The 12503-nt window shown below is 42.0% G+C and carries 13 protein-coding genes; 7 read left to right on the top strand and 6 right to left on the bottom strand.

The genetic code is table 11. The features are described 5' to 3' along the window. Positions 1 to 9: 9 nt before the first annotated feature. Both NYF15_RS11085 and ettA read right to left on the bottom strand, forming a co-directional pair. Positions 10 to 501 carry a TlpA disulfide reductase family protein gene (locus NYF15_RS11085; RefSeq protein ID WP_371353588.1) on the bottom strand — a complete coding sequence of 164 codons (492 nt, stop codon included), beginning with the start codon at positions 499 to 501 and terminating at the stop codon, positions 10 to 12. 116 nt (positions 502 to 617) lie between these two features. Continuing rightward, positions 618 to 2291 carry an energy-dependent translational throttle protein EttA gene (ettA, locus tag NYF15_RS11080; protein ID WP_371353587.1) on the bottom strand — a complete coding sequence of 558 codons (1674 nt, stop codon included), beginning with the start codon at positions 2289 to 2291 and terminating at the stop codon, positions 618 to 620. Positions 2292 to 2490: 199 nt separating this feature from the next. On the opposite strand from ettA, the gene metA reads away from it, so the two are divergent. Genes metA through metH form a run of 3 tightly spaced genes read left to right on the top strand, consistent with a single transcriptional unit; the run spans position 2491 to position 7135 of the window. Continuing rightward, entirely contained in the window at positions 2491 to 3438 is a 948-nt protein-coding gene (gene metA / locus NYF15_RS11075) for a homoserine O-succinyltransferase (protein ID WP_193988429.1), read from the top strand. Further along, on the top strand, positions 3428 to 4495 hold the full coding sequence (locus tag NYF15_RS11070) for a homocysteine S-methyltransferase family protein (protein WP_371353586.1): 1068 nt from the start codon (positions 3428 to 3430) through the stop codon (positions 4493 to 4495). The genes metA and NYF15_RS11070 overlap by 11 nt, the downstream gene beginning before the upstream one ends. A 9-nt stretch (positions 4496 to 4504) precedes the next feature. Then, positions 4505 to 7135, top strand: coding sequence for a methionine synthase (metH, locus tag NYF15_RS11065; protein WP_371353585.1), 2631 nt, complete (start codon positions 4505 to 4507; stop codon positions 7133 to 7135). Positions 7136 to 7386: 251 nt separating this feature from the next. On the opposite strand, the gene NYF15_RS11060 is transcribed toward metH, so the two are convergent. The 4 genes from NYF15_RS11060 to flgA form a co-directional block, all read right to left on the bottom strand. Continuing rightward, positions 7387 to 7710 carry a hypothetical protein gene (locus NYF15_RS11060; protein ID WP_371353584.1) on the bottom strand — a complete coding sequence of 108 codons (324 nt, stop codon included), beginning with the start codon at positions 7708 to 7710 and terminating at the stop codon, positions 7387 to 7389. 291 nt (positions 7711 to 8001) lie between these two features. Then, positions 8002 to 8430 carry a flagellar export chaperone FlgN gene (gene flgN, locus NYF15_RS11055; RefSeq protein ID WP_240701242.1) on the bottom strand — a complete coding sequence of 143 codons (429 nt, stop codon included), beginning with the start codon at positions 8428 to 8430 and terminating at the stop codon, positions 8002 to 8004. Then, positions 8427 to 8729 carry a flagellar biosynthesis anti-sigma factor FlgM gene (gene flgM, locus NYF15_RS11050; RefSeq protein WP_237119620.1) on the bottom strand — a complete coding sequence of 101 codons (303 nt, stop codon included), beginning with the start codon at positions 8727 to 8729 and terminating at the stop codon, positions 8427 to 8429. The genes flgN and flgM overlap by 4 nt, the downstream gene beginning before the upstream one ends. 76 nt (positions 8730 to 8805) lie before the next feature. Beyond that, on the bottom strand, positions 8806 to 9567 hold the full coding sequence (flgA, locus tag NYF15_RS11045) for a flagellar basal body P-ring formation chaperone FlgA (RefSeq protein ID WP_371353583.1): 762 nt from the start codon (positions 9565 to 9567) through the stop codon (positions 8806 to 8808). A gap of 104 nt (positions 9568 to 9671) precedes the next feature. Here flgA and flgB point away from each other — a divergent pair, with 104 nt between their 5' ends. Genes flgB through NYF15_RS11025 form a run of 4 tightly spaced genes read left to right on the top strand, consistent with a single transcriptional unit; the run spans position 9672 to position 12502 of the window. Then, positions 9672 to 10043, top strand: a complete 372-nt coding sequence (gene flgB / locus NYF15_RS11040; RefSeq protein ID WP_062570290.1) for a flagellar basal body rod protein FlgB — start codon at positions 9672 to 9674, stop codon at positions 10041 to 10043. Between the two features lie 2 nt (positions 10044 to 10045). After that, positions 10046 to 10462, top strand: a complete 417-nt coding sequence (flgC, locus tag NYF15_RS11035) for a flagellar basal body rod protein FlgC (protein ID WP_062570291.1) — start codon at positions 10046 to 10048, stop codon at positions 10460 to 10462. 4 nt (positions 10463 to 10466) lie between these two features. Then, the gene (locus tag NYF15_RS11030; RefSeq protein WP_130151043.1) at positions 10467 to 11123 is read left to right on the top strand and encodes a flagellar hook assembly protein FlgD; all 657 of its coding nucleotides are present in this window, start codon (positions 10467 to 10469) and stop codon (positions 11121 to 11123) included. Between the two features lie 17 nt (positions 11124 to 11140). Further along, positions 11141 to 12502, top strand: coding sequence for a flagellar hook protein FlgE (locus NYF15_RS11025; RefSeq protein ID WP_371353582.1), 1362 nt, complete (start codon positions 11141 to 11143; stop codon positions 12500 to 12502). Position 12503 lies beyond the last annotated feature (1 nt).

The raw sequence follows: 12503 nt of genomic DNA, 5'->3' as shown, positions 1-12503 counted from the left end.
AGAGTATAGTCAATCACTCACGAGTTTGGCGGCATTGTCATGAAGTTTTTTATCGTCAGGGTCTGATGTGGTGGTTAGCCAAATAACTTGGCCTTGTTTATTGATAAAAAGTGTTGTGGGTGTTCCTTTTACGCCAAGCTGTTGCGCAATTAGATCTGCCTTTATTGCTGTTTTAAAATGATGCCCTCTGTTTATTAAAGATTGCTGAGGTGCTGCATCATCGTCTTCACGAAAGCTAACACCTATCACGCGAAGGCCGTGACGTTTATATTGTTGATGAATTTTCTCAAGCCCAGGTTGAAGCTTTTTACAGTATGGGCACCACGTTGCCCAAAAGTGAAGAATATAAGGCGTGCCAAGTAATTCAGCCGTTTTAAGCTGGCTCCCATCAGCCATTTCAAGCGTGAGAGGAGGAAGTTGTATGGGGTTTTCAAGCTCAGATGCAAAGGTGCTATTTATAAAGCATGAAAACAGTAGAATAAGTGCTAGCAAGTGTTTCATGAGATTAGTTCTTTTTTAAAGTTGGTACTTTAATAAGAACTAAATGCAAACATTTTTCTTTCAAAATAAAAAGCCCTGCGTGTGCAGGGCTCTGATAATGATAGCTTAAGTATCAATTAACCTATTTTTTTGTATTTAATACGCTTAGGTTGCGCCGCTTCTGCGCCTAAGGTTTTCTTCAACCACTCTTCATATTCTGTGTAGTTACCATCAAAGAAGTTAATTTGGCCTTCGTCACGGTAATCAAGAATATGTGTAGCAATACGGTCAAGGAACCAACGGTCATGCGAGATACACATTACACAGCCAGGGAACTCTAAAATAGCGTTCTCAAGTGCACGTAGTGTTTCAACGTCTAGGTCATTGGTTGGCTCATCCAGTAGTAATACGTTACCACCTGCTTTTAATAGCTTAGCTAGGTGTAAGCGGTTGCGCTCACCACCTGATAAGTCTTTCACGAATTTTTGTTGGTCGTTACCTTTGAAGTTAAAGCGGCCAACATAGGCACGGCTTGGGAATTCAAAGTTACCAATTTTTAATACGTCTTGGCCGTTAGAGATTTCTTGGAAAACAGTGTTGCTTTCGTCCATGTCGCCACGGAACTGATCAACCGTTGCAAGCTCAACTGTGTCACCAACAATGATCTCACCGCTATCAGGCGTTTCTTCACCACTTAGCATTTTGAATAGCGTTGATTTACCCGCACCATTGGCACCGATGATACCAACGATAGCGCCTTTAGGCATTGCAAAGTTTAAGTCATCGATTAATACGCGATCGCCAAAGCTCTTCTTCAGGCCTTTCACTTCGATAACTTGGTCACCTAAGCGTGGACCCGGTGGAATGAATAGTTCATTCGTTTCGTTACGCTTTTGGTAATCGTTTTGCTGAAGCTCAGAGAACTGTGCCATACGTGCTTTAGACTTAGCTTGACGGCCTTTCGGGTTTGAACGAACCCATTCAAGTTCTTGTGCGATTGATTTTTGACGTGCTTTTTCAGATTTCTGTTCTTGTTGTAAACGTAAATCTTTTTGCTCAAGCCACGATGAGTAGTTACCTTCCCAAGGAATACCTTCACCACGGTCAAGCTCTAAAATCCAACCTGCTACGTTATCTAAGAAGTAACGGTCGTGGGTTACAGCAACCACTGTACCTTCGTAGTCGTGTAAGAAGCGTTCTAACCAAGCAACTGACTCAGCGTCTAAGTGGTTAGTCGGTTCGTCAAGAATAAGCATATCTGGTTTTTCAAGTAGTAAACGGCAGATCGCAACTCGGCGACGCTCACCACCCGAAAGGTGTTCAATTTTTGCATCCCAAGGTGGTAGGCGTAATGCATCAGCTGCACGCTCTAACACGTTGTCGATATTGTGACCATCGTGTGCTTGGATGATAGCTTCAAGTTCGCCTTGCTCTTTCGCAAGTGCATCGAAGTCAGCACCGTCCATTGCATACTCGTTGTATACTTCATCTAGGCGATTTAATGCATTTTTAACTTCGCTTACCGCTTCTTCTACTGTTTCGCGAACTGTTTTGTTCTCGTCTAGCTGCGGTTCTTGCGGTAAGTAACCGATTTTAGTGCCTGGTTGAGGGCGAGCTTCACCTTCAAAGTCTTGGTCAACACCGGCCATAATGCGCAGTAACGTTGATTTACCTGCACCGTTTAGACCTAGTACACCAATTTTTGCGCCTGGGAAAAAGTGTAAAGAAATATCTTTTAAGATAGTGCGCTTAGGTGGCACAACCTTAGAAACTCGACTCATCGAGAATATAAACTTATCTGGTAACACCATGAAAGGAGCCTTCAATTTATAGGAAAAATTAACAGCGTATATTGTAGAGGCTCTGTCGCGTATACGTCAACGAAACAGGCTTTTATGGGCTTTGCTTTCAAACAATTAAAACTCATTTGGACATCTAAACATCTAGAGGTTGAAATTTCTAACTATCCGTTCATAATTAGCAGTCAGATAAGTATGCTCGGAGCCAGCTATGCCCATTACAGTAAAAGATGAATTGCCTGCCATTGCAAAGTTACGTCAAGAAAACGTGTTTGTAATGCCAAAAAGTCGTGCTAAAACGCAAGAAATCCGCCCAATGCGTTTGGCCATCTTAAACTTAATGCCAAACAAAGTTGAAACCGAAGTGCAGTTTATTCGCTTGTTAGCAAACTCACCGCTGCAAGTTAATGTTGAGCTGTTGCGCTTAGATACCCATCGCACCAGCAGTAACTCTGAACAGCACATGGATACGTTTTATCGTTATTTTTCAGAAGTGAAAGATAATAACTACGATGCCATGATTATCACGGGGGCGCCGCTTGCTCATTTAGAGTATGACGAAGTTGCTTACTGGGACGAACTAAAAGTTATTTTAGATTGGGCAGAGCAGCATGTTACGTCTACGCTGTTTTCGTGTTGGGCGGCCCATGCGGGTCTATATCATCACTATGGCCTTAAGCGCGAACTTAAACCAAATAAATTAAGCGGCGTATTTACCCATAAAAGTTATTTTGACCATGCAGCACTCACTCGTGGTTTTGATGATACCTTTTTAGTGCCACACTCTCGCTATGGTCATATTGATATCGACAAGATCACTGCCTGCGACGAGCTCGTAGTGTTAGCTGGTTCTGAGCGAGTAGGTGCCTACTTAATTAAAAATAAATCAGGCAGCCAAGTGTATATTACTGGCCATCCAGAGTACGATGCACATACCCTTAAAGGGGAGTATTTGCGTGACCAAGAAAAATCAGCGGATGCACCTAAGCCAGAAAATTACTTCCCTGACGATAACCCAGACAACGAACCGTCGAAAACGTGGCAAAGTCATGCCTTTTTATTGTTTTCGAATTGGTTAAACTATTATGTGTACCAAACTACACCGTATGATATTAACTTAGTTAGCCAAGACGTAAGGACTAACAACTATGCCGAGTAATGCAGTGAATAAACGCGAACAATTAACCGAGGCGTTAAAACAGCGAATTTTAATCCTCGATGGCGCGATGGGCACCATGATCCAAGAATATAAATTAGAAGAACAGGATTATCGCGGTGAGCGCTTTAAAGACTGGCATGTACTTATTAAAGGCAATAACGATTTATTAAGTCTAACTCAGCCAAAAATCATTGCTGATATTCACCGTGCTTACTTAGAAGCCGGTGCCGATATCATAGAAACAAATACCTTTAATGCCACGACCATTTCGATGGAAGATTACGATATGGCGAGCCTTAGCCGCGAAATCAACCTCGAATCAGCGAAACTTGCACGCAGCGTCTGTGATGAGTTTGAGGCAAACGATCCAAGTAAGCCGCGTTATGTAGCTGGTGTGCTTGGGCCAACATCAAAAACCTGCTCTATCTCTCCAGATGTAAATGACCCTGGTTATCGCAATATCAACTTTGATAAGCTGGTGGCTGCCTATGTTGAGTCAACACTGGCATTAATGGAAGGTGGTGCTGACCTTATTTTAATAGAAACCATCTTTGATACGCTTAATGCAAAAGCGGCTTCGTTTGCCGTAGAGGAAGCATTCGAGCAAGCTGGTCGTAGTTTGCCTGTGATGATCTCAGGCACCATTACCGATGCCTCTGGTCGTACTTTATCAGGACAAACAACCGAAGCATTTTATAACTCAATTCGCCATATTAAACCGCTCTCAATCGGCCTTAACTGCGCCCTTGGCCCAGACTTACTACGCCAGTATGTTGAAGAGTTATCGCGAGTTTGTGAAACCTTTACCTCGGTGCACCCAAATGCTGGTTTACCGAACGAGTTTGGCGAATATGATTTAGAAGCCCCTGAAATGGCAAAAGAAATTATTGATTGGGGCAAGTCTGGCTTTATCAATATTGTAGGTGGTTGTTGCGGCACCACACCGGCTCATATTAAGGCGTTTGCGAAAGGCCTTGAAGGTGTTAAACCTCGCCAATTACCTGAGCTTGAAGTGCGTATGCGCTTATCGGGCCTTGAAGCGTGTAACTTAAACTAGGAAACCGACATGACTGACCAAATTGCTGTATTTACTAACGTCGGTGAGCGTACCAATGTAACAGGCTCGGCTAAGTTTAAGCGCTTGATCATGGAAGAAGATTACGAGACCGCTCTCGATGTTGCCCGTGAACAAGTTGAAAATGGCGCGCAAGTAATTGATATCAACATGGATGAAGCCATGTTGGACTCAAAAGCGGCGATGGTAAAGTTTTTAAACTTAATTGCCTCAGAGCCTGATATCTCAAAAGTACCTATCATGGTCGACTCATCGAAATGGGACGTGATTGAAGCGGGCTTAAAATGTATTCAAGGCAAAGCCATTGTTAACTCAATTTCACTTAAAGAAGGTGAAGAGCCATTCATCCGCCAAGCTAAGCTAATTAAGCGCTTTGGTGCTGCTGCGGTTGTAATGGCGTTTGATGAAACTGGGCAAGCAGAAACTGCTGATCGTAAGTTCGAGATTTGTCAGCGTAGTTACAAAATACTCGTTGATGATATTGGCTTTCCGCCAGAAGACATTATTTTTGACCCGAACATTTTTGCCGTAGCAACGGGTATTGAAGAGCACGATAACTACGCTGTTGAGTTTATTGAAGGTACGCGTCGAATTAAGCAAGGCTTACCGCACTGTAAAGTGTCGGGTGGTGTATCGAATGTGTCGTTCTCGTTCCGAGGTAATAACCCTGTACGTGAAGCTATTCACTCAGTGTTTTTATACCACGCGATTAAAGCGGGTATGGACATGGGCATTGTAAATGCGGGCCAATTAGCGGTTTACGATGATATCCCTGAAGAGCTGCGCAAAGCTGTAGAAGATGTGATCCTCAATACCGACCCTGGTGCCGGTGAGCGACTTGTTGAACTTGCACCAAAGTACTCAGGTATGGCGCAAGCAGAGAAAGTTGAAGATTTAGAATGGCGTACATGGCCTGTTGAAAAGCGCCTTGAACATGCGCTAGTAAAAGGTATTACTGAGTATATCGATGAAGATACCGAAGAGTGCCGCAAGGGCAAAGCTAAGCCTATCGAAGTGATCGAAGGCCCGCTTATGGACGGCATGAACGTAGTAGGTGACTTATTCGGTGCGGGTAAAATGTTCTTACCTCAGGTTGTTAAGTCAGCTCGTGTGATGAAGCGCGCCGTTGCCTATCTTGACCCTTTCATTGAAGCTGAAAAAGAAGAGGGCGCAACCAATGGTAAAGTGGTTATGGCAACCGTTAAGGGCGACGTACACGACATTGGTAAGAATATTGTCGGCGTGGTACTGCAATGTAATAACTACGAGGTTATTGACCTTGGTGTGATGGTGCCGGCAGAGAAAATCTTGCAAACCGCCATAGACGAGAAAGCCGATATTATTGGTTTATCAGGGCTGATTACCCCATCGCTTGATGAAATGGTGCATGTTGCTAAAGAAATGACCCGTCGTGGTTTTGAATTACCGCTACTGATTGGTGGTGCAACAACCTCTAAAGCGCATACCGCGGTTAAAATTGAGCCGCAGTATGATAAAGGTGTGGTTTATGTCAATAATGCCAGCCGCGCTGTGGGTGTGGTTTCTAACTTATTGTCGAAAGAGTTAAAACCAGCATTTTTAGAGAAAACCAAGGCTGAGTATGAAAAAGTACGTGAACAACAAGCACGTAAAAAGCCGCGCTCAAAACCCGTTACTTTACAGCGTGCTCGCGACAACGCTGTAAAACTGGATTGGGACAACTACACGCCACCTGTACCGAAAAAGCTGGGTGTGACTGAGTTTAAAGATGTTTCGATTGCGACGTTAAGGCAGTACATCGACTGGACACCTTATTTCATGACGTGGTCAATCGCTGGTAAGTACCCACGTATTCTTGAAGATGAAATTGTAGGTGAACAGGCTAAAAGCTTATTCGCTGATGCCAATGCAATGCTTGATGAGCTTGAGCAATCAGGTGCGCTACAACCTCTTGGTGTCATTGGTTTATTCCCTGCAAACCGAGTAGGGGATGACATTGAGATTTACACCGATGAGTCGCGTACAACGCTTTTAACTACATCGTGTCATTTACGTCAGCAAACTGAAAAAACCGACTTTGCTAACTACTGTTTAGCTGATTATATCGCGCCTAAAGGCATCCCAGATTACTTTGGTGCGTTTGCGGTAACCGGTGGTCTTGAAGAAGATGATCTTGCCGATGCCTTTGATGCTAAGCAAGATGATTACAATAAGATTATGGTTAAAGCCGTTGCAGATCGCTTGGCTGAGGCGTTTGCTGAGTACTTGCATGAGCAAGTGCGTAAAGAGTATTGGGGCTATGCGGTAGATGAAAATCTATCGAACGATGAGCTTATTCGTGAAAACTACCAAGGTATTCGCCCAGCGCCAGGTTATCCTGCTTGTCCTGAGCATACAGAAAAGAAGAAAATCTGGCAGTTACTTGATACCGAACAACGTATCGGCATGAAGCTAACAAGTTCATACGCAATGTGGCCAGGGGCGGCGGTATCAGGTTGGTATTTTTCTCACCCTGAAGCTAAGTACTACGCAGTGGCGCAAATTCAAAAAGATCAGGTTGAAGATTACGCAAAGCGTACCAACATGACACTTGCCGAAGCTGAGCGTTGGTTGTCGCCTAATTTAGGCTACGAGCCAGAATAGTAAACAGCCGAGTATGTAAATACTCGGCTTTTTTTATGGTGCTTAGATTTGCATGATAGAGTCTTAATTTGAGGGAGTGGTGCTAGAGCCGATACTCTAAAGCGATACTTAATTGTGAATAAGGCTAAGTACCTAACTTTAACTTTCGTACTTTAAATCTCGTACGATGCATCAAGTTAATCCTTCTAACCGATGGGGTTAAACTTTGTAAAGCTTTTCCGTAACTTCATCTCGTTTAATCACTTTCGTTGTTATGAGTTATCTCTACTCTCCATTGATTCAAGCCATAAATTCATTCTTTCTTGTTCATCACACACCGCTTTTTCAAGGTATCGCTCAGAACCATCGAGAAAATACTTGGCGGTGACCTTATTTATTATCCAACGATTGTCTTCTCGATTAAATGAAATGTAGTAATCAAGAGGGACTCCGCTGGTATTGGTACCGCTTACTAATAAACACCCATCTTTATCATCAATTGACTCTTTAGTATCAATTATTTTGGTAATTTCTGTGGGGAATTTTGCTAGAGGATCAACAAATGCTGTTTTATCAGTTATGGATCTTGCTTCCACTAAAGCCTCCCAGAGCTCTTTTTTTAGTAAAGTTTGCTCTCTAGGGGTGCCGTACAGGGATTTATATTTATTGAAGGAATCGAGCAAGTCATTATTATGCAAAGTATTATTACTTGAACTGCAGCCAAATAAAAAAGTGCTTAATATGAAAAGTAAATATCTCATTAAACTTAGGTGTGAAAATATTAATTTAAACGTCATCTAATTCTAACTTATAAATCTAGATTAGCTTTTTTAAAATAGAAAGCACCACACCAATAAACTGATGTGATGCTAGGGGAGGCATAAAAATTAAAAAGGTGATTCAGGGTAAGCGGTTTTGCTTTGTGTGCCTGTTAGTCTGTGCAGTAACTGTTTTTGTCTGGCTAATAATAAACCTGAGCGTTCGTTAAGTGCCTGACAATGCTTTGATTTAATGACTAACTGCTGCATTAATGTTTGTGTTGTTAGCTTTATTTCTTTTGGCAACTTTTCAACTAACATCATTAAGCCTTCTTTACCTTGTGCAAGCCCTAAACTCTGTAAATAGTTATCACGGCTTAGATGGTTTTTATCTAAAGACTGTAAAACAGCAGACATCTTGGCGTTGTGCTGTTGTAATGTTGTATCTCGTTCGCTTAGAAGCACATACTGCTGTTCAAGTGCACTAATGAGTGAATCAAGCTTGCGTACGTCGTGTTGTAGGCTTTCAATAAACTGCTTAATGCTGTTTATGGTCATTTTTTATGAAACTCTAGTAGGGCATTGATTAATGTATCTTGGTCAAGCGACAGCTCACCATTAGCAATAGCGGCTTTTACTTTTGCTACTTTTTCAAAGTCAACATCAGGCTTTGACGCTAAGTCTTCAAAGGTATTATCGATTGTTTTACTAAGTGAACTAATTTGCTCTGCGCTTGCTTGCTTGTTCGCCGCGGTGTGAGATTTTTTACTGATATCTTGACTGCCCGAATCAATAAAGTTGTTCACTTTTGCAGCTTGCTCAACATGACTACTGCTACCTTTGTTGTTTATGTTCATTATCAATCCCCAATTAATTTTCTACTAATTTTGTAAAGCGACCCAATTTATCGATTTCTTAAATTTATTTTTAAATTTATAAAAGTGTTGCTTTTACAACCCCTTTATCAATCACTTGGCCTTCAACAATTTTACCAGAACTGAGGTTTTTTACTTTGATCATTTGGCCTCTAATTCCTTCCTCAAGTGCAATTGCTTTTACACTTGCAGTAAAGGAGCTTGTGCTGATGAGAAGTTTTATATGCTGCTCTTTATTGACTAGGTAGTTATTTTCGAGCTGTCTGCGAGTGACTAAATCGCCTTGCTTGATGTTTCTTTTAACTGTCATTCCAATCAATTCATTTGTGCTCGTTTCCATACCGTAAACGTGTTTTGCAATATTAATCGAGTCATAGTTTAGTAACTCATTGCTTAACACTTCGCCGCGTTGTAAGTCACGTTTAGCAACGACTAAATTGAGCCACAGATCAACTTTTGCGGTGGCTCTAAATTGCCAAATGGGATCTGCACAGCTGACGGTCAGACGAATTCTACCTGCGGGAATGGAATTGGGTTTTACCCTGTTTATTGATAACTGATCACAGCTAAGCTCTTTTGCTGCAGCTGGAATGTATAACGCAATTTTTTTTTGTTGACCTTGCTTGTTTATGCTGCCCAAGTAATGAGTTATTTCGCTATTTATATACCGTTTAATCTCTTTTTGAAAATTGCTTGCTAAGACATTAGCTGAAAATAATAAGGAAATAATTCCAAAAAAGAGGAAAAAAGCACCATTCCGTATCGGAAGTATTGCTTCCGCTTTTACGTGCCTTAGATTGAATTTATTGCAGTAACTCATTGAAAAATATGTCTTATAAAATTTGGCATAAAGGTTGTTAATAGCCTTATACCGAATTCAAAATGTGCAAACGAGCATACAAGACGTAGTCAGTTGAGGCAACAATGGCATTATTTGATAAAGCGTTAGGCGTACACCCATTTGCTATGCAGTTGAGAATAGACAGAGCTGAGGTTATCGCAAGTAACCTAGCAAATGTTGATACCCCAAATTTTAAAGCAAGAGATGTGGATTACCAGCAAATTTTGGGCGATGTCGCAGCGAGTATGGAGCATAACAATGATGTAGGCTTTGCGGGAATTACTGCCAATGAGCTGATGTATCGTGTGCCGTATCAAGCATCCAGTGACGGTAATACCGTAGAGCTCAATGTCGAGCAGGCAAAATTCTCTAACAACAGTATGGATTTTCAGACCAGTATGACCTTTCTAAACATGAAAATCAGTGGCCTGCATAAAGTAATCAAAGGAAATTAATAATGTCTTTTAATTCTATTTATGACATTAGCGGCAGTGCAATGCGTGCTCAAGTCATGCGCTTAGATACCATTGCTTCTAACCTTGCTAATGCTGACACGGCGGCGTCTACCGAAGAGGGCGCGTATAAGGCGCTTAAGCCGGTTTTTTCTGCCATGTATAAAGACTCTTTTGATCAGCAAAATGTGGCGGCTGCTGTCAATACCATGGGTGTGACAGAGTCTAATCGTACTGTTGAGCAACGTTATGAGCCTAACAACCCACTTGCCAATGATGATGGCTATGTCTTTTATTCGAACGTCAATGTACTTGAAGAAATGGCAGACATGATGTCAGCAAGTCGTAGTTATCAAACATCCGTTGATGTTATGTCGCGTGTTAACAGCATGCAGCAAAGTATTCTTAAATTAGGACAGTAGCACCATGGATATCGCAAATACCACACAAAGCAATAACAATACTGCCAATGTAAGCTCAAGTATTTCAGGTAATGTTAACTCGGCAGAAGAAATGTCGACCATGTTTTTAGAGTTGCTGGTGGCACAGATCAGTAATCAGAATCCGTTACAACCTATGGACGGAACCGAATACGTTAGCCAACTAGCTGAATTCTCAAATGTTGAATCATTGCAAAGTATAAAAAATAACACCAGCGCGAGTTTAGATAACAGTAGCAGCATGTTAGTCCTTGAAGCGACTAACTTAGTTGGTGAAACAGTGACAGTGCCAGCGGATGTGGTTGCTTTAGAAAAAGAGGGCAAAGTGTCGGGTCTTGTTAACTTATCAACACCTGCTGATTCAGTCACTGTGCAACTTTATGACAGTAATGGCCAGTTAGTTGAAGAAAAACAGTTGGCATACAGTGGTGTGGGTTCTTTGAATTTCGAATTTGATGAACAAGATGCGGGTGGCTATTCGATTAATGCTTTTTCGACAACCAATGGTGTTTCACAACGCCTGACACCTTGGCTAAATGGTGAAGTAGAGCGCGTCTCTGTGGGTAGCAGCAGCGACGATATTTTATTGCAAGTTGATGGCTTAGGTAATTTTGCCTTAACCGATATTAATCAAGTTGCCTAGACTAAAGAGGAATAATTATGTCTATGTTTAATATAGGTTTAAGCGGCCTTAAAAGCACTCAAACAGGGTTAGAAGTAACAAGTAATAATATCGCTAACTCATCAACTTCTGGTTATAAAACCGGTAATACAGAATTTGCCGCAGTGTATAATGGTGGTAGTCGTGGTGGTGTACGTGTTTCAGATATCAAAGAAGACTTTGTAACTGGTGGTGATATTGTTAGAACAGGTAACGCACTTGATATTGCAATTGATGGTCAAGGTTTCTTTGCTATCTCTGAAGGTAATCGTATTGCTTATACGCAAGCAGGGCAATTTACCCTAGATAACGAGCTTAATATTGTTAATGTAAATGGGGCGAAGCTGCAAGGTTATGGCGTGAGTGATGCTGATGCGGCTGGCGAAGCTGAGATCGTCCCTGGTGCGTTAACGGACCTTAAAGTACAAGGTGCGAACATTCCAGCTGTCGCAACTGATGCAATCGATTTTCATGGCAACTTAAGCTCAGCCAGCGACATTATTTCTTATCCTGTAGCACCGAATAATTTTGATCCTACCGATGGCACACAGTATAACTTTTCACAGTTAACAGAAGTATTCGATTCGCAAGGTAACAGCCATGTATTGACTCAATACTTCAATCATACAGCTGATAACCAATGGCAAGTAATGTACTTTATGGATGGTTCACCACTACCAGCAAGTGCATTGGGTACCCCCGCAGGGGCTGTGACTGATACTCAGGATGTTGTTGTAGATGGCAATGTTGTCACAGCCGGTGTTGTTAATATTACCTTTGATGCCGATGGGCAAATGCAACCGCTTGATCCAGGCTTTACGCCTCCTGCGCCGCCAGCACAAGAAGATGACAACGTTCTTGACCCTTATAGTCAACGTGAAATTACCATGGCTTTCCCTGTTGGTGGTGGTGCTGCGCCAATGTCTTTAACGCTGGATATGGCAAAAACAACGCAGTTTGGTACTAATTTTAATATTCTTGAAAATGATGCCAGTGGCTATTCAGCAGGCACTTTCTCAGGTTTATCAGTTGAAGAAGATGGCAAAATTTTCGCCACATTCACTAACGGAGAATCTAAGCTTCAAGGGCAGGTTGTACTTGCTTCGTTTGCAAACACAAATGGTTTAGAAGCGGGTGATAATACGGTTTGGTATGAAACCCGTGACTCTGGAGGTGCCTCATACAGTGAGCCAGATAGTGGCACAGTTGGCGGGTTAATCGCAGGTGCGTATGTTGGCTCTAATGTTGATATCAGTGAGCAGTTAGTCGGCTTAATGTCGTTCCAACAGAACTACCAGGCAAATGCGAAAACCATCAGTAGTGCTGATGAAATGATGCAAATTTTATTTAGTAATACTTAAG

The sequence above is a fragment of the Pseudoalteromonas sp. 68 DY56-GL68 genome, from assembly GCF_041414825.1.
GTDB lineage: Bacteria > Pseudomonadota > Gammaproteobacteria > Enterobacterales > Alteromonadaceae > Pseudoalteromonas.
The sequence above is the reverse complement of the archived record's forward strand: the minus strand, read 5'-3'. Positions and strand labels throughout refer to the sequence as shown.